This window comes from Niabella aquatica (assembly GCF_054779315.1).
Window position 1 is genome coordinate 1 of sequence record NZ_BAAGYM010000013.1, and the last position, 17,776, is coordinate 17,776.

Genomic DNA, 17,776 nt, shown 5'->3' on the forward strand with positions numbered 1-17,776 from the left:
AGTAAAAATACTCACCCAACAAACAAATGATGAATTTGACACCCTCTCTTAATGTACGAAAATAATCGTACAACGACTATCTTTTAATTTTCGGGAACACCCTGAAGAAAAGTAAGCGCTATTCCATGCTAAATTCCCATACCGTTCTATAAGTACCCTGTTGTTCCACATAATTTAAAAAAGACTGGTAGAAGCTATCAGCGCCTATAGTGGCACTGTCTCCAATAACAATCAGATGTTCACGGGCCCTGGTAATGGCTACATTCATTCTGCGATAGTCTTTTAAAAAGCCGATCTGACCTTCTTCATTGCTTCTTACCAATGACAGCAGGATAACAGGCTTCTCCTGTCCCTGGAAGCTGTCAATGGTACTGGTACGTATTCCCCCGGGAAGGATTTCTTTTGATAATAAAACCTGTCCGGCATAAGGTGAAATAAAGGCGGTATTTTCTGGTATAAATGCTTCGTTCAATAAGAGCTGCTTCATAATATAAAGTTCTCCTTCGTTTTGAAGACTGACGCCGTCAGGACCGTGTGTTTCATTAAATCCTGATCCTGCCGTATCAATAAAAGTCAGATGCGTGCCGGAGTTTACCAGGTGAGCTGCTGATTGCAATAAGCCATTATAGAAGTATTGATTGCTAAAACCTGCTATTAATGGGCGCATCCTGTACTGGGTATTGAGCAGGTACACCCGGGTAGCGTGCTCAATAGCTATTTCAAGTACAGAACGGTTGAGTCCTGCTTTGATGGCAGCTGTGCTCAGCACCGTTGGAGGAAGCTGCCAATGATCGCCTGCTAATACAACCCTGGGCGCAAACGGAAAGATGCACCAGGCCAGGGGTTCAATACACTGCCCGGCTTCGTCAATAATCAGGTGGCTGAATGTGATTTTTTCGACGCCGGCATCATATAAGCCAACAGGAGTACCTGCGATTACCTGGGCTTCCGCATACAGCTTTTCTTCGTTGTATTGCTGCAATTGTTTTATTTCGCCGCGTATATTTTTTACTTCTTTTAGCAATAAATGGCGCTGCTCTCTTTCTGCTTTTCCAAAATTGCGTTTGTACTTAAGGGCCATGCGCCTGAACTCCTCTGCCCGCAGCTTTAGCTGGCGGATATCTTTTTGCATTTTGCTTTGGCTTAGTCTTCCCTCTGGTGTGTACGGAAGCACGGCTTCATCTGTTTTGCCGGTATTTCCAACCCGTAATAGTTTTACTCCTGTATGAAGCAATCCTTTACAGATATTGTCTACAGCTGCATTACTGGGAGCCGATAACAGTATTTTTTCATTATTGGCGGTTAGCTGCCGGATAGCTTCTATAAGCGTAGTGGTTTTACCTGTGCCTGGAGGCCCGTGCACAATAATTAATTCCTGATTTTGGGCGATGGCTGCTACTGCCTGCTGCTGGCTTTGATTTAAATGCTTATTGTAGAATGAAAGGTTATTGTAACGAATGGAAGATATGGCAACTGCCTGCTTACTTCCATGTAATTTTTCAAACAATTGGAAAAGGCGCTTATTGTTCTCAATATCTGTCAGCGCCTGCTTCATGATGCCGGTGGTTCTTGTGTCGGGAGCCAGCTTAATACCAACTCCTTCATCTTCTATCCAGTCCGGAAAATCGGGCGCAAACAACCTGACTGTGCCGGATCTTCCTTCTATATTCAGCAACAGTCCTTTAACAGGCTCCTGCCCTTGTATAAAACATTCAATAGCTGCGCTATCCCTGAACAAATTGGTTTCGGCCGGATATTTTAACCTGAAGTTTATCTCGGGATAGTCGGCATATCCAAAACTTTTTCCTGTAATAGTTAACGGATGCAAAGCCAAGCCTTCTGCCTTAAGCGCTTTTAAGGTATGCGCCTGGTTAAGCTGATAGCGCTCTTTCTGCTCTTTCTCTTCGAGATGAATACAATGGATGAGATGTTGTATATATGGATGCATGAAGGACCTTGGTTATTGAGTTTTTGCAAATTAAAAGGATTCCAGGTCAATAATAAGCCAATGATAGCTGGTAATTTGGGTAGGATCGTAATATTTTTATCGTATGTATGGTTTCCAAGAACAGGTTTACCTATTTTCATCAATGGTTATACAGCCATTTGAAATTTAAAATTATACATATATTTTGAACAGAAAATTTTGTACCTTTGCACCTCTTCCGGCGATTATGCGGAATCGGTTTCGGGACGTAGCGCAGCCCGGTAGCGCACTTGCATGGGGTGCAAGGGGTCGCTAGTTCGAATCTAGTCGTCCCGACTGAAAAAAAGTTCAGCAGCAATGCTGAACTTTTTTTATTGCAGTGCATGAATGAATGCTATCCGAACTTCATTGGGTATTTGGGATGGATTTGCCCTTTCATTATTTTCCTGAGTTTTGACTCCATTAGCTTTTTGGTTAATGGTTTCAAATAGTCAAGATATAAGATTCCTTCGGTATGGTCAAATTCGTGTTGTATCATCCGGGCTGTTGTGCCGCCAAATATCTTTATTTTCCTGTCAAAATATTGATTACTGTATGCTATTTTGATCGTCTGGTTTCTTACTACTTTCCGGCTGAGACCAGGGATGCTTAAACAGCCTTCTTCATCTTCCAATGTTTCCAGGGAACGTTCAATGATTTTTGCATTGATGAATGTTTCCATAATCCCTTTGTCTTCTTTACCGTAATAAATTTGCCGGTCTGGTTCATCAAGATTTTCGAAAGTTGTTTTACTGTCAACGATAAAAAGCCTGATAGGAAAGCCAATCTGCGATGCAGATAATCCACAGCCATCGGCTTTTATCATTGTTTCCCACATATCGGCAATCAACAGATCGAGCTGAGGAAAATCCCTGCTGATCTCTTTGCATTTCTGTTTTAAGACGCTGTGTCCGTATGCTATAATTTTTCTTCTCATTTTGTTTTGACAAAATTCCGAAGAACAAACGGGCCAGGCAATGAACCTATGTTAAATAATTTCCCGGCGTATCCTGCTCAGTGCCTGTGGTGTAATACCAATATAGGAGGCTACATACTTAAGCGGAATGAGCCTTATAATTTCAGGTTGCTCTTTAAAGAGATTTAAGTACCGCTCTTTTGCAGTATATTTCAACAAGGAAAGTTCTCTTTTGCTTTTCGCGAGGAAAAGCTTTTCAGATGCGAACCTGCCTAAGTAGTTTCCCGCTTCTGTGCTGGAATAAACTTTTTGCAGGTTCTCATAAGAAATCTGCCAGACAATAGTGGGTACCAGAGCCTGCATCTCGTATTCTGAAGGAGTTTGGGTTAGGAAAGAGTCATAAGCACAGGTAAACTCCTTGCTGAAATTAAAGTTAAAGGTCAATTCGTCCGGGAAGCTTTCAGAAGCATCAGGGATATAAAAACGCACAATTCCTGTTTCAATGAATGAAAGATGTGATTCAGTTTCGCCCCGGCGGGTGATAATTTCGTTCCGGGCAAACACTTTTCTTGCAAAATGGGCAGCAATAAAGTCCCATTCTGCTTCTTTTAGATGTATGATATGCTCATAATATGCTCTGATATGCCCCATTAGAGGTAGGTTTACTGAGGTGCCATTAAACAAACCATTCCTGATCTTTTGCAAAGCTACCTGCCAAACGCAAAATAGGGAGCCAGCAAGTGCTTTTTACCTTTCAGCCAGTTGGATACCATTTCCATCCCGGTAACGGAAAAAGTAATACCGTTACCTCCAAATCCTAAAACAAAATACGAATTTTTAAAGTCTTTATGCGGGCCGATATAAGGCAGGCCGTCTTTTGTTTTACCAAAAGTACCCGCCCATGCAAAGTCTGACCAGAACGGCGTATGCGGCAAATATTTTTCAAAAGTGTTAAGCAATTTTTTTTCTTTTTTATGGATCAGCGCATCTCGCTTTTGAGGGTTGCGGAATGTTTCGTCTTCGCCCCCGATCAGCATGCGGTCATCATCGGTAGTACGCATATAAATATACGGATCGGCCGTATTCCAAATAAGCAAATTTTTATATCGCCTGCTGATATCAGGCATTACTTCAGATACGATCGCATAAGTGCTGATCAGGTCAACAAATTTTTCTTTGATCATAGCAGCGCTTTCATAACCTACACAATACACAATTTTTTTACACCTGATGATGGCCCCTGTATGTAGTGTAACTTCATTGGTGCGCCCCTTGTATCTCACCTTTATAAGCTCCGTTCTGTCATACACCTGCAATCCTTTCTTCTGGTTATATGCCAGCAGCTCGTGCACCAGCATAAATGCATCTACACTGCCGCCTTGCCGGGAAAGAATGCCGCCATAGGTTTCATGCAGGTTATATTGCTTTACAATGTCATCGGGTTCCATCCATTTTACATTAAATCCTGCTTTTTTGCGGGCTTCAAATTCTTTTTTCAGATCTGTTACGTCTTTTTTCAAAGCTGCGAAATAAAGCGAATTTTTCTTTTCAAAACCTGCACGGGATCTTATTTTCCCCGCAATTTTACCTAGCTGGTCTATGGATCGGGAGCAGGCCATGTAGCTGGCCAGCGCCCCTTTTTCGCCAATCTTTTCTATTAATTCATAGAGAGGGGTATCAATTTCGTATTGTAACATAGAAGTGGTTGCCGACGAACTGCCGTTAGCAATTTCCCGCTTATCGATCAGGATGGTTTTATAGCCATCGCTGATGCATTGGTGTGCTATCAGGCTTCCGGTAATTCCGCTACCTACCACCAGTACATCGCATTCCACCTTTTCTTTCAGGGAAGGATAAGTAGTCAGCAGCCCGTTCTTAATCAGCCAGAATGGTTCATTCGATTTTAAATCCATATAGTAACCGGTAAAAATACTATAAGTTCAGTTCACCTTCCCGGCCAATATCCAGTTGCTGGCCAGTAATTGCACTGGCCGCTACTTTCATTATTGTAACCAGCTTATTGGACTTATTATCCCAGTAGTATGCTTCAGCAGGTATTACTTTCAGAACCCGTATGCGGGGATCTTCTTTTCCTTTCTCAAACCAGGCTCCGATCATTTTGTTCCAGTATTTATCGATCCTTGCCTGGTCCTGAGAAATTTCAGCCGTTCCGTTGATACTTAAAAAATTGTAATTGCCTACATGCGCATAGAGCAGGCTTACTTTTTTATTATTTTGGAGATTGTGATATGTTTCACTTTCCGAAGAAAAAAGAAACCAGATATTGCCCTCTTCATCCACTTCCTGCCGGCTCATGGGAATGGCGTGGGGATAGTCGCCTTGTGAAGTAAAGGAACACAACATGCCAACGTCGATTTTATCGATCATTTCTTTGAGCTTCCCGATGGCTTCGTGGTTGTGCAGGTTTTCTGTACTCATAGGATTATTATTTACTGATGATTAAATTGAATTAAATATAATAAAATATTAGTCATGGTTTTCATTTTAGAAAACTTACTCTTATATATCAAAAATTCGTCCAATTTTTCTTATTTATTTACCGGCTTATGAAAACGGAGTTGTTTATTGTGATTCTTAAAACAGCAATGAGGATATGCTACAGTAAAAAGGAACCTTCTTCTGTATGTGAAGCTAATGAATGTATTTGTTTAAAATTTGTATACTATTCTTCGTTGGCAGCAGTGCAAAAGCGGCTTTTTTATATTTAGATCAGCAAATATGGGTAGCGGATTTACATTGTGTTTTAAAGAATAAAAAGAGGCTGTATTAAAAATAATACAGCCTCTTGAATGATTACCAGGTTCCTGGCGTCAAATCATTTTTACGCTTCTTTCGACAAAAGCGGTCAGCTCTGCTCCGGTCAGCATGCCCTGGGCTAATAAAGCCAGGTCAAAAGCCTGCTGTGCCAATGCTTTTTGAGTATCGGCATTTGTTTCAGCCAGAATTTTGCCTGCCAGCGGGCTATTGGCGTTTACCGCTACTTTATACCTGTCCGGCATGGAGCCATAAAAGCTCATACCACCACCCATGGCTGCCATATCTTTCATACGACGCATAAATTCATCCATAGTTACGGTAACAGGCATCGCATCGGGAGATAAATTTTCAATGCTTACTTCCATACCTGGTTTGGTGATGGCTTCTTTAAATACGTTCTCCAGCTGTTTGCTCTGCTCTTCGCTCAGACTGCTTTCTATGTTTTCATCTTTAGAGATCAGCTTTTCCACTACATCGGCATCAACGCGTTTGATCTGGGTTTTCTCCAGATCGCGCTCCAGGTGGCTGATGAAATGGTTGTCCAGCGGACCATCCAGCAGTAATACATCGTATCCCTTCTTTTCCGCAGCGCTGATATAGCTGTGTTGCCTATCTGCATTGGCAGCATATAAGTACACAACGTTCCCGTCTTTGTCAGTTTGATTAGCCGCTACTTTTTCCCGGTATTCCTGTAAAGTATAGTACTCTTTGCTTACATTGCCCAGCAGCACAAAGTCTTTAGCCCTCTCAGCGAATTTCGGCTCGCTGATGATTCCATATTTTACAAACACACCAATGTCGGTCCATTTCTCTTCGTAGCTTTTCCTGTCATTCTTAAATAACTCAGCCAGTTTATCAGCTACTTTTTTAGTGATATAGGTATTGATCTTTTTTACATTGCCATCGGCCTGCAAGAAAGAACGCGACACATTCAGCGGAATATCAGGCGAATCAATTACACCATGCAGCAGCATTAAAAACTCGGGAACAATATCTTTTACATCATCTGTGATAAATACCTGCCTGCTGAACAGCTTTATTTTATTACGCTGTACTTCTACCTCGTTTTTAATTTTTGGAAAATACAATACGCCGGTAAGGTTGAAAGGATAATCTACATTCAGATGTATCCAGAACAAGGGATCTTCGCTGAACGGGTAAAGCTCCTTATAGAAACTCAGGTAGTCTTCATCCTTTAATTCAGATGGCGGCTTTGTCCAGATAGGCTTAACTGTATTGATAATATTAGGAACTTCAACATCTTTATACTTTGGTTTGCCATCAGCATCTTCTCCGTCAGGCTGGCTCTCGGTTCTGGTGCCAAACTGAACAGGAACGGGAAGAAATTTCGCGTATTTATCTAAGATCGATTGTATTTTATAATCTTCTAAAAAGTCTTTATTCTCTTCATTAATATAAAGAATCACATCCGTTCCGCGTTCGGTACGGCTTCCCGGGCTCATTTCAAACTCGGTGCTGCCATCGCAAACCCATTGGGCAGGCGTTGCCCCCTCCTGGTAGCTTAGGGTCTGAATTTCAACTTTATCAGCTACCATAAACGCAGAATAAAAGCCTAACCCAAACTGGCCAATGATCTCGTTAGCATCTTTTGCTTCTTTAAATTTTTCCAGGAACTCACTTGCACCTGAAAATGCTACCTGATTGATATATTTCCTGATTTCTTCAGCGGTCATACCAATTCCATTATCGGAAATGGTAATGGTTTTAGCCGCTTTATCGAGCTTTACCTGTACCAGAGGTTCGCCGAGCTCTCCGTTAAACTGACCTAAGGAAACCAGCCTTTTAGCCTTTTGAATAGCATCTACAGCATTTGAAACCAGCTCGCGAAGAAAAATTTCATGGTCGCTGTATAAAAATTTTTTAATTATAGGGAATATGTTCTCTGTGTGAATGGATATAGTACCTTTTTCCTGAACCATATTGAATATATTTTTTATGGTTTTTTATCAAAATTGATACCGTAGGGAGCCAGAAAGCCAGATTGACAGTTCCGGTGCAAAAATTTCATTGAATAGCGCTATAAAAGCTCAAATCTGTCTTTGAGTATGATCAAGTATTCATATTCGTTTAGGTTATCCTATCTTAGCCTTATGTATAACGAGCTTTTTTTCCAGATGAAGGATGATATCGGGTGGACGGATCTTGGCAATGGTGTTTCAAGACAAATGATGGGCCACGATGATAAATTAATGATGGTAAAGGTGAAGTTTGAAACGGGAGCTGTAGGAGCCATGCACCAGCACCCGCATGTACAGGTAAGTTATGTAGAAAGCGGCAGCTTTGAACTGACCATTGGCGATGAAGTGAAAATATTAAAGCAGGGCGATGGTTATTTTGTGCCTCCCGGTGTATGGCATGGCTGCATTTGTAAAGAAGCCGGTACACTGATAGATGCTTTTACACCTGCAAGGGAGGATTTTCTATAAATATATACGACTAATCAGTATTTTCTTTTTACAATACTCAATATGTGATATTCAGTATTGGACGATTGAGCGTTGAAAATTGAATATAGGGCGCTGGCATATACACGTTCCATCTCGCTGCCGAAAGATTTCCTTTAACACAACTATTGCCTTCCAAAGGCTTTCAATATGCCCGGGATACCTAAAGACCCTTCAAAAGTGGAGATCAGTTTTTTGTTCTTGTCATAAAAGGCCAGGTAAGGCAGGTTTTTCATTTCGTAATAGGGCGGCATTACATAAGCAATATCCCGTCCTACGGTAATACCATGCTGTAATAATTTGTATTTCGCTGCAAATTGCTTCATGTCGCCAAAAGGCTGGGTAGTCGCCATTACGATCTGTATACCTTTGAACTTACTGATATTCTTAATAAGCTCCTCAGTTTCATGCTGGCAATGGTCGCAATCGGGGCTGAAAAATATAATCAGCAAAGGTTTATCTTTTTGTAACCTTGCTTTTAAGGGCCATTTGGTAGTGCTGTCGGTAAGTAAGAGTACCGCAGGCGGGGGCGTTTTCTGCTTCAGATATAAAGGCGCTTCCTGGCCCAGTGCCATACAACTGATAAAAAACGAGATCAATAATGCTGATACATATTTTTTCATGCGTAAATTTTTATTTTGATCCAATCCTGAACCCTGTTTATTAATTAACAGGTAATATCCCGGAAATTTTCGTGCCAATAGATAAAGGTAATGTTTTGATGTATTTCGGAGCCATTTGGCTGCAAAGAAGAAAAAAATTTGTTTATCTACGATAAGTTCGTAATTTGGCATTAAAATCGTAAAAATGATAAAGCTTACACCACAGGAAGAGCAGCTGATGATAGCAATATGGAAAGTAGGAGAAGGGCATGTAAAAGCTTATATGGAGCATATACCGAACCCTGGCCCTTATACCACCATTGCGTCAACTATTAAAAACCTGGAAAAAAAAGGTTATATATCAGGCCGCCTTTTTGGCAATACTTATGTGTACAAACCTGTCGTTACCGAGGAAGAGTATAAAAGGAAATTTATGGGGAACGTGGTTAAAGACTATTTCAGCAACTCTTACAAAGAGCTGGTTAATTTTTTTGTAGATCAGAAGAAGCTTTCTGCTGATGAGCTGAAAGAAATAGTGAAAATGATTGAAGGAGGAAAAAAGAAGTAACCTCGCCCCAACCCAACGCTCTTCAAAAGAGAGGAAGTAATTGTTTTTTGTCAACTGTCATCTGTCTACTCAACGCTTAATTATATGCCTGTTATCATAGATTATATACTCAAACTCAATATATGCCTGGGAGTAGTGTACCTGTTTTACCAGCTGTTTTTAAGAAGGCTTACTTTTTACAACTGGAACCGCTGGTACCTGCTGGGTTATACGGCTTTAAGCTTTATTATCCCTTTAATTGATATTATGCCATCGCTGCAAAAGCGCGATCTGCAAAGCGCTGTGGTAATGCAATGGATACCTGTTATAAATTTTACTATACCGCAGGAGCAGGGCTTTTTTGAAACACTTACCTATTGGGATTGGTCTGTTGCCGTACTGGTAACCGGAAGCCTGGTTTTGCTGGTAAGATTCTTTATACGGTTTTACTCTTTCAAAAAGATGAAATCCAGGGCACAGCTGTTGTCGGACGATCAAACAAGAATTTACCAGCTGAATGATCATATCACTCCTTTTTCTTTTGGTAATTCTATATTCATTAATATGGAAATGCATTATGGCGAAGAACTGGAAGAAATTATACGCCATGAGTTTGTGCATGTAAAGCAAAGGCATACCATAGACATTCTTTGGTGCGAATGGATTTGTATCCTTAACTGGTTCAACCCGTTTGTATGGTTGCTACGCCATAATGTAAAGCAAAACCTGGAGTTTATAGCAGACCATAAAGTGCTGCAAAACGGCCTGGATAAAAAAGAGTACCAGTATTTATTATTAAAAGTAATGGGCAACCGGCAGTTCGCTTTTACCAATCATTTTAATTTTTCATCTCTTAAAAAACGTATTGCGATGATGAATACCCTCCAGAGCGCTAAGGTACATTTAATAAAATTTATGTTTTTGTTACCGGTAGTGGCTGTTTTATTACTTAGCTTTAGAAAAGAAGTGATAAAGTACGAAGAAAAGAATCAGGCTGTTTACAATTCCACGGTTAGTAGTTTAGATACAACAGGTGCAAATATGCTGGTAACAAAACCCGTTACAGCACCTGCATTAGCAGGTAATGCAATAGATACCATACCAGTAGAAAAAAAGCCACCTGCCTTTATTTTTTTTAAGAATGAGATTCGCGCAGAAAAACTACCATTGATAATTGTGGATGGCGATGAAAAAGAAAAAGGGTTTGATTTAAACCTGATTGATGCAGCAGATATAGAAAGTATTAGTGTTTTGAAAGATGCCCAAGCTACTTCCTTATATGGCGATAAAGCTGCCAATGGCGTAGTAAAAATCACAACCAAAGACGCGGCATCAACTCCAGTTGTAATAAGAGGGATAGAAGCATCTGATGGCAAAGAGCCGTTGTATGTTTTAGATGGCTTGCCTATCAAGAGCAGTGAACTAAAGAATGTAAAGCCGGATTATATTGAAAGTATTAATATTTTAAAAGATGCTGCCGCGACATCTTTATATGGCGCTGAAGGAAGTAAAAACGGGGTTGTATTAGTTACTACAAAAAAACACCGTCCAGGAAGGGATACTATTACTATTTCTGCAAAAGGCGACAGGGTATATTTAAGACAGGGCGGAAGTGGTGGATTACAAGAAATGGAAGCTAATAAAGTAATAATGAGTGCCGACGGGAAATACATGGTGATTGCGGGTAATGCGAAAGGATGGATTTCTCCTGGTGATACTAAAATAAGCGCTGATACTATGGTTTTAAATCCGCTTGCGGAACGGCCGGAAATGGGCGTTTCTGGTGATGAAGCGAAAAGCGTGGTGCCTGCACTTAAAGGCAAAGTGGCCGGTGTGCAGGTAAATACTAAAAAAAATGATGAGGTGGTAGTGGTAGGATATGGCAGAAAATCACCGGCGGCACAGGAAAATAATTTCGTAGTAAGAGGTAACTCAGTTCTTCCGGCAAATGCTTATTACGTAATAGACGGGAAAAAAGCTAAAAAGAAGGATATGGATAAACTTGCCCCTAATACCATTAAATCCATAGATGTTTTAAAAGGCGAAAGCGCTGTGAAGTATTATGGCGCAAAAGCCAAAGAAGGGGCTATTATCATTACCACCAGGTGAAAAATTAGATGTTAACTCTCATTGAGGCGCCGCTGTGTGTTGCGATGCATAACTATTCGGGATAAGATTAAAATGAGCATCCCTTAAAAAAGTAGTTGAGAATGATGAAAACAATATTTTTTACCTTTTTTCCTCTTTTATTTTGGATTGCAAATAATGTTCAGGTCGAAACCCCGGATATTTCAAAAGACAATATTGCAGATAGTGTTCTTAAAAAAACTTTAGATAAATTAGATAACCTGAAGCGCATAAATTATCATTATCAATTAGAGTTAAATTATGCATCAGAAAATTACTATAATAAACTAGACGGAAATATATATTTAGATTTTCAAAGTAACGACACTATTGTTGGTCTGAAATATCAAATTGAAGACGAAGAATGGATAAGGATTTTCAATGGAACAGAAAAGTTTGATTTAAATAAAAATGAAAAGACTGTTGAGTTAGAGAGTCAACCTCGAAAAAAAGTATTTGCAAACTTTTCATTTTTTAATAATTCAATTATTACTTTAAAAAATGTATTGCCTGAATTTATTGCAGACAGCACTATACACAAAATTTTAGGCGATACTGTTTTGAACGGTACCTATTTTTACCGGGTTGGTATCTCTTTTGTGAAAAAAGGGATAACTCCTTTAGGAAGTTTTTTTCCAATAACATTAGAAAGAAATCTGCTGTACAAAATTATCATTGACAAAGAAACATATTTACCTGTACAGGTAATACAAACAAATAGCGCAAATGAGGACCTTATTAAAACAAGTTTTACAAATTTCAATACAGATCCGAAGCAGCCATCAGAGTTATCATGGTATTACTCAACTTACATGGATGAATATAAAATTGCAAAACAAAAAGAAGTATTTCCTCTGCTAACAGTTGGTTCCGTTGCTCCTGATTGGATACTTCCATTCTATAATAAAGATAAAAATCTTTCCTTATCCGCTTTTAAAGGAAAAGTAGTTTTACTCGATTTTTGGATAAAAAATTGTGGACCTTGTATTGAAAGTGTCCCGCACTTAAATGAACTGAAAGAAAAGTTTAGTAATAAAAAGTTTGAGCTATTGAGCATTAACGTTTACGATCCAAAAGAAGATGTGATTTGGTTCTGTAATAGACATAAAGTAAACTATCCTGTTTTAATAAATGGTGGAGGTATTGCAAAAGAATACGGAGTAAATGGTTTTCCAACTATTATTCTTATTGACAAAGAAGGCAGGATTTTATATGCCGAAGCTGGTGTTAACAAATCTGAAGTGGAAAAGCTGATTGAGAGATCTTTGTAGCTACTACGAAGTTCTTCTTTGTGTCTTAGAGTCTTCGTGGTTTATTTCCTCCACAAGGCTGCGAAAAATAAAATATAAAAAACAACGCTTTATGTCTTTAGACCCCTGCCTGTGCCAGTCAGGTTTGTGGCGTACCTTCTGAACCATCCTTTTGAAAAAGCCTCTTTTTTACGCTGTCGGCTCCGGCGGCCTTACGTTCACCGTGATTTTCTTTTTATCAGTTAATGCAAAAAACAGGCTGATGATACAAAAGCCGATCCAATACAAATAAATACCTACATGAAAGCGTTCTCCCAGCCAGCGGTGAGTAAGATCGTTCCTGAAATCCCTGAAAGTAAAATAAAGTCCTGCCAGGAAAATAAGAAAGAACAGGGTCAGCACCATTTTCCTTTTGATGCCTTTGAGCGTCCTGTCAATAAAATATAAGATAATGCCAATAATCAGCATTAAGGCAAAACATACCAGTGCAGACTGCCACCAGCTTTGAAAAAACGAAAATTGCTTATAGAAAAAGCTGATGCCGATCTTACCAATGAAGGAAACTCCTGCAGTGAGGCCACCGGATAAAGCGGATAAGCAAATCAGTATAAAAAGAAGTAAAAGATAATTGCGCTTCATGCTGCAATTTACAACTATTGGGCTTCTAAAGAATCTTTTGTGTTGATCGTATATATGTTGCTGACGCTATCTTTTTCAGGATGATTTATTATTGTCCAGTTGCCTTGCTTGTTAAAAAAGTTTACTTCATCTTCATCGCATTGTTTCTTAGTGCCTGTATTACCAAAAAGGTAACAATTATAGTCATATTTGACTTTGTCGCCAATTGTTATCCAGAGCGTATTAGCCGGTGATACTATTGAAGTTCGGGGTATAGTGACCCCGGTAAGATTAGACGGATAGGGGTAATATTTAATAATTGCTCCGGGTTGAATAATTTGCTTTTCGGAAATAAAGACAGTGTCCTTTTCCTGCCAGATATACCTGAACCCGTTTTGTACATAAACAGGGGTACTTAGCTCATTCTTTAAATAAAAGCCGTAACGCGTTTCTGTTTTAACCGCTTCAGATTGTTTCTGGCAGGCATGAAATGACACAATTAACAGAATGACAATTCCTGTACCTGATAATAGTTTATTCATATCTGCGGGTTTAGAGGTATAACGTAGTTCTGCAGCAGAACGCAACAGCTAATGAAATGATGCGGAGAGATTATTCTGGTAATAAAAACTTAATCAGCCAGCTGGTAAATTTCTTTATAATTCCGGCCAAGACCATCATAATCGAGCCCATAGCCTACTACAAACTTATTGGGAATGACAAAGCCTGTATAATCGATAGGTACTTTGTAAGTGGTCATTTCGGCTTTATGCAGTAATGTTACTATTTTTAACGATGCGGGCTGCTGGTGCTGCAGTTGTGGCAGAAAATAATGCAGGGTTTTGCCGGTATCGATAATATCTTCAAGGATCACCACATTTTTACCGTGAAGGTCGGTATCAAGGCCTATAGCAGTGGTTACGCTTCCGCTTGAGTTAAGTCCTTTGTAAGAAGCAAGCTTAATAAAACTTATTTTGCTGTCTACTGTAAGATATTTAAAAATATCGGCAGCAAACATAAACGAACCATTCAGGATAGCAATAAAAACCACCTGCCTGCCCTCATAATCTCTGTTGATCAGCGCTGCCAGCTCTTTAATGCGGTTTTGCAGCTGCGCTTCGTTTAGGTAGATTGTAAAAGTTTTATCGTGGACTTTTATAGTGCTCATAAATTGGTTGTTACTGAATGGGTGGTTGCCAGAGAAACGGCATCTTCGCGCAATTTTAATTGAGTACCTATAGCCGGCGAATCGAATGGGGTAAGGTTATTATACTTTAACAGGGAAGCCAGCCTGATCCCCTCAGTCTGGGCAATATCGTAAATGCTTTCCCCGGCCTGCACTTCGTGATGCGCTTTATCGGACACGGTTCTTTTTAGCTGAAGGAAAACCAGCGTTCCTTTTTTTACGATATCAGAAGGGGCGCTAAAGTCATTCATATCATATAGCCTGTTTACCGGAATATTATACTTTCCTGCAATATCGTTTAATGAGGCACCGGCTTTAAGATAAACTACTTTGGTGTTATTGATCAAAAAATCACTTTCAGGGTATATGTGAATCTCCTCTTTTTTTACAATGGCCTTTTCGGGAACAGGCATACCTGCTTTTTTTGCCATATAAGACCTTACATCCTCATTCATTGCTATTTTACCGAGGCCCATCAGGGTGTAGTCGGCAAGGTTATATCTTTCAATAAGTGTAATGAGTATTTGCGGATACTTAGGGTTAGTGGCATAGCCGGCTTTTTTTAAACCATAGGCCCAGCCTTTATAATCGGTAGGCTCCAGCTCAAATAAGAAAGCATAGCGGGAACGGTTTTTTAAAAAATCGGAATGATCCCGGTAGGACTGGTCCGCACTTTCATATTTCATGAAACGTTCCTGAGGCCGGTCGTCATCATGTAATACATAAGGCCCGTCATAACCCTGTTTGCATTTTATACCAAAATGATTGTTTGACTTTAATACCAGCGGACTTTGTCCGGACATGGTTTCCAGTATACCCTGGGCTAATTTAATTGCAGCCGGCACACCGGTGCGTTGCATTTCCTCTACGGCAATACCGCTGTAGGCTTTAATATATTGTCCGGTGATTACCTCGGTAGTCTGCGCCTGGGCAGCAAGCATTAAAAAAGCAAATACAGAGGCTGCTATAAATTTCCGAATCATTGTAAAAATTTCTGAAGTTGCCCTGATTTTCTGGCGGCTATAATTTCCTGATCAAATAAAGCCCGTCCCTTACTGTCAGCACCACTTTTTCTATATCCGTTCTTTGGTTAATAAAATCATTAAACGTTTTTACAGCTTTAGCGCTTTTGCTCCTGGTATTTTCTTTCAGCGCTTCGCCATGAAAAAAAATATTATCTGCTAAGATAAAGCCATTTTTCCTAACCTGAGGCAAAACCAGCTCAAAATAATTTATATAACCTACTTTGTCTGCATCTATAAACACCAGGTCCCAGGTTTCGTTTAGCTGCGGTATAATTTCGGCTGCGTTACCTGTATGTAGCCTGATCTGGTTTTTGTATGCCGATCTGTTAAAAAAATCCTGAGCAATTGCAGCCGTTTCTTCCCTGAACTCAATAGTGTGCAGTATCCCGTCATCCGTTAACCCTTCGGCCAGGCACAGCGCGCTGTAGCCGGTAAATGTGCCTATTTCGAGGATACGGCGGGAATGGATCATCTGGCTGAACATCTTAAGTAACTGGCCCTGCACATGACCGCTCAGCATATGCGGCTCCCTGTGATGCTGATGCGTAAACCGATTGATTTGGGCCAGCAGGTCCGGTTCAGGAGTTGTATACTGATCAGAGAATTGCGTTAGGAGTTCAAAGTTCATGGTAGGTGAGTTGTGGATGGTGAGTTTTGAGTGGGGGTAGGAGCATTCCCGAATCCAACATCATACATCTGTCCCCGGATCTTCCCGGCTTTAATGCACACTATCCTGCTCCAGCTCCCCGGCACTTACAGGTTTTGAAATCAGGTATAAACCTATATATGTTAAGAAGGCGTTAATAATGATCAGTTCAAGGCCGATCTGAAAGTTTCCGAAAATGACTGATTGATATTTATCGATTAAAAAGCAAAGCGCCGGGGCTATAAAACATACATATGGAACGAGTTTATCATTGGGCCGGCGTTTGGTTAAAATGCCAAAGGCAAACAAGCCCAGTAACGGGCCGTAGGTATATCCGGCAAGTTTAAGAATAATACCGATCATACTATTGTTATTAATCCAGTAAAATATCAATACTAATATCAAAAAACAAAAGGCCACTGCGAGGTGCACTTTCTGGCGAAATCTTTTCTTTTGATTTTCATTCATATCTGTACGGCGTTTCAATCCCATAATGTCAATGCAAAAAGAGGAGGTAAGGGCTGTCATTGCCCCGTCAGCGCTGGGAAACAATGCCGATATCAGCGCTATAACGAAAATAACTGCAATCACCGGGGGCATATGATGTACGGCCACTTCGGGAAATATAGTATCGCCCAACACGTTTTTGCCATCCAGCATAAAAGCTTTCTGGCTAACGCCATTATGAACCACTTCTGTAAACTGGCCGCCTTCGCTGATTCCATAAATATATAACAGGCCGCCCATGTACAGGAACAGGCCGATCACAACGATCATGATCACAGAAAGAGAAACCATGTTTTTCTGAGAATCTTTAAGGTTGGTTACAGAAATACTTTTCTGCATCATCTCCTGGTCAATACCGGTCATGCTTAATGTAATAAAAGCGCCGGCAAGAATTTGCTTTACAAAATATCCCGCAGAACTGGCATCTGTATTAAATATTTTTGAAAGCCCCTGGGAACGCATGGCATTGAGGCTTTCGGCTACACCCATATCCATATGGTTCAGTAAATAGATGCTGCATATAATAAGGCCGGCAAGCATACAGGTGGTTTGCAGCGTATCCGTCCATACAATCGTTTTTACACCACCTTCGAAAGTATACAGAATGATCATCACCAATATAATCAGTGTTGAAACCCAGAAGGGGATGCCGAAGCTGTCTAAAATGGTGAATTGTAAAATATTTACCACCAGGTACAACCGCGCCGTAGCCCCCACCAGCCGCGATATAATAAAAAACCAGGCGCCTGTTTTGTAAGATAGCATACCCATACGGGTTTTGAGGTACCCGTAAATAGAAGTGAGCTTTAAGCGATAATAAAGGGGCAGCAGCACATAAGCGATCAATAAGTAACCGATGGTGTAACCCAGTACAATCTGCATATATCCGAAAGCATCTTTACCCACTGCACCGGGCACACTCACAAAAGTTACGCCGCTCAGCGATGTGCCTATCATGCCAAAGGCCACGAGCATCCAGTTACTACTCCGGTTGCCTATAAAAAACGATTCATTGTTACTATTCTTGCTGGTTCTCCAGGCTACAGCAAGCAGCAAAAGAAAATAGGCGATAACTATTGAAAATAAAAAACCTGCGGACATATTGAACTTTTGGTTTGTGGATGTATGAATACAATTTTAATT

At 40.3% G+C, this 17,776-nt stretch carries 17 protein-coding genes and 1 tRNA gene; 5 read left to right on the top strand and 13 right to left on the bottom strand.

Annotated elements, in window-relative coordinates:
• Nucleotides 1-118: 118 nt before the first annotated feature.
• On the bottom strand, nucleotides 119-1,948 hold the full coding sequence (locus ACYVBM_RS11090; protein ID WP_460685723.1) for an ATPase, T2SS/T4P/T4SS family: 1,830 nt from the start codon (nucleotides 1,946-1,948) through the stop codon (nucleotides 119-121).
• Nucleotides 1,949-2,189: 241 nt separating this feature from the next.
• Between ACYVBM_RS11090 and ACYVBM_RS11095 the strand changes: the two genes are divergently transcribed.
• Nucleotides 2,190-2,263 (top strand) — tRNA-Pro (locus tag ACYVBM_RS11095).
• A 58-nt stretch (nucleotides 2,264-2,321) separates the two neighbouring features.
• On the opposite strand, the gene def is transcribed toward ACYVBM_RS11095, so the two are convergent.
• The 5 genes from def to htpG all read right to left on the bottom strand — a co-directional run bounded on the left by def (nucleotide 2,322) and on the right by htpG (nucleotide 7,600).
• On the bottom strand, nucleotides 2,322-2,903 hold the full coding sequence (gene def, locus ACYVBM_RS11100; RefSeq protein ID WP_460685724.1) for a peptide deformylase: 582 nt from the start codon (nucleotides 2,901-2,903) through the stop codon (nucleotides 2,322-2,324).
• Between the two features lie 51 nt (nucleotides 2,904-2,954).
• The gene (locus tag ACYVBM_RS11105; RefSeq protein ID WP_460685725.1) at nucleotides 2,955-3,533 is read right to left on the bottom strand and encodes a Crp/Fnr family transcriptional regulator; all 579 of its coding nucleotides are present in this window, start codon (nucleotides 3,531-3,533) and stop codon (nucleotides 2,955-2,957) included.
• Between the two features lie 56 nt (nucleotides 3,534-3,589).
• Entirely contained in the window at nucleotides 3,590-4,795 is a 1,206-nt protein-coding gene (locus ACYVBM_RS11110; protein WP_460685726.1) for an NAD(P)/FAD-dependent oxidoreductase, read from the bottom strand.
• 19 nt (nucleotides 4,796-4,814) lie between these two features.
• The gene (locus ACYVBM_RS11115) at nucleotides 4,815-5,321 is read right to left on the bottom strand and encodes a pyridoxamine 5'-phosphate oxidase family protein (RefSeq protein ID WP_460685727.1); all 507 of its coding nucleotides are present in this window, start codon (nucleotides 5,319-5,321) and stop codon (nucleotides 4,815-4,817) included.
• Nucleotides 5,322-5,713: 392 nt separating this feature from the next.
• Entirely contained in the window at nucleotides 5,714-7,600 is a 1,887-nt protein-coding gene (gene htpG / locus ACYVBM_RS11120; protein ID WP_460685728.1) for a molecular chaperone HtpG, read from the bottom strand.
• Nucleotides 7,601-7,726: 126 nt separating this feature from the next.
• On the opposite strand from htpG, the gene ACYVBM_RS11125 reads away from it, so the two are divergent.
• The gene (locus ACYVBM_RS11125; RefSeq protein WP_460685729.1) at nucleotides 7,727-8,107 is read left to right on the top strand and encodes a cupin domain-containing protein; all 381 of its coding nucleotides are present in this window, start codon (nucleotides 7,727-7,729) and stop codon (nucleotides 8,105-8,107) included.
• Between the two features lie 143 nt (nucleotides 8,108-8,250).
• Here ACYVBM_RS11125 and ACYVBM_RS11130 read toward each other — a convergent pair whose 3' ends face one another.
• A complete protein-coding gene (locus ACYVBM_RS11130) occupies nucleotides 8,251-8,748 on the bottom strand; it encodes a TlpA family protein disulfide reductase (protein WP_460685730.1) in 498 nt (165 codons plus the stop codon).
• Between the two features lie 184 nt (nucleotides 8,749-8,932).
• Between ACYVBM_RS11130 and ACYVBM_RS11135 the strand changes: the two genes are divergently transcribed.
• The 3 genes from ACYVBM_RS11135 to ACYVBM_RS11145 all read left to right on the top strand — a co-directional run bounded on the left by ACYVBM_RS11135 (nucleotide 8,933) and on the right by ACYVBM_RS11145 (nucleotide 12,672).
• A complete protein-coding gene (locus tag ACYVBM_RS11135) occupies nucleotides 8,933-9,295 on the top strand; it encodes a BlaI/MecI/CopY family transcriptional regulator (protein ID WP_460685731.1) in 363 nt (120 codons plus the stop codon).
• Nucleotides 9,296-9,379: 84 nt separating this feature from the next.
• Entirely contained in the window at nucleotides 9,380-11,383 is a 2,004-nt protein-coding gene (locus ACYVBM_RS11140; protein WP_460685732.1) for a M56 family metallopeptidase, read from the top strand.
• Between the two features lie 101 nt (nucleotides 11,384-11,484).
• Nucleotides 11,485-12,672: a TlpA family protein disulfide reductase gene (locus tag ACYVBM_RS11145; RefSeq protein WP_460685733.1), complete on the top strand. Its 1,188-nt coding sequence runs from the start codon at nucleotides 11,485-11,487 to the stop codon at nucleotides 12,670-12,672.
• Between the two features lie 168 nt (nucleotides 12,673-12,840).
• On the opposite strand, the gene ACYVBM_RS11150 is transcribed toward ACYVBM_RS11145, so the two are convergent.
• The 6 genes from ACYVBM_RS11150 to ACYVBM_RS11175 form a co-directional block, all read right to left on the bottom strand.
• A complete protein-coding gene (locus ACYVBM_RS11150) occupies nucleotides 12,841-13,290 on the bottom strand; it encodes a cytochrome d ubiquinol oxidase subunit II (RefSeq protein ID WP_460685734.1) in 450 nt (149 codons plus the stop codon).
• A gap of 14 nt (nucleotides 13,291-13,304) precedes the next feature.
• Nucleotides 13,305-13,811 (bottom strand): hypothetical protein, encoded by a 507-nt coding sequence (locus tag ACYVBM_RS11155; protein WP_460685735.1) that lies wholly within the window; start codon nucleotides 13,809-13,811, stop codon nucleotides 13,305-13,307.
• An 89-nt stretch (nucleotides 13,812-13,900) separates the two neighbouring features.
• On the bottom strand, nucleotides 13,901-14,437 hold the full coding sequence (gene hpt / locus ACYVBM_RS11160; RefSeq protein ID WP_460685736.1) for a hypoxanthine phosphoribosyltransferase: 537 nt from the start codon (nucleotides 14,435-14,437) through the stop codon (nucleotides 13,901-13,903).
• Nucleotides 14,434-15,438 carry a glucosaminidase domain-containing protein gene (locus ACYVBM_RS11165; protein WP_460685737.1) on the bottom strand — a complete coding sequence of 335 codons (1,005 nt, stop codon included), beginning with the start codon at nucleotides 15,436-15,438 and terminating at the stop codon, nucleotides 14,434-14,436. Before ACYVBM_RS11165 ends, hpt begins: the two co-directional genes overlap by 4 nt.
• Nucleotides 15,439-15,475: 37 nt before the next feature.
• Nucleotides 15,476-16,108, bottom strand: coding sequence for an O-methyltransferase (locus ACYVBM_RS11170; RefSeq protein WP_460685738.1), 633 nt, complete (start codon nucleotides 16,106-16,108; stop codon nucleotides 15,476-15,478).
• A gap of 90 nt (nucleotides 16,109-16,198) precedes the next feature.
• A complete protein-coding gene (locus ACYVBM_RS11175; protein ID WP_460685739.1) occupies nucleotides 16,199-17,734 on the bottom strand; it encodes a sodium:solute symporter in 1,536 nt (511 codons plus the stop codon).
• Nucleotides 17,735-17,776: the final 42 nt, after the last annotated feature.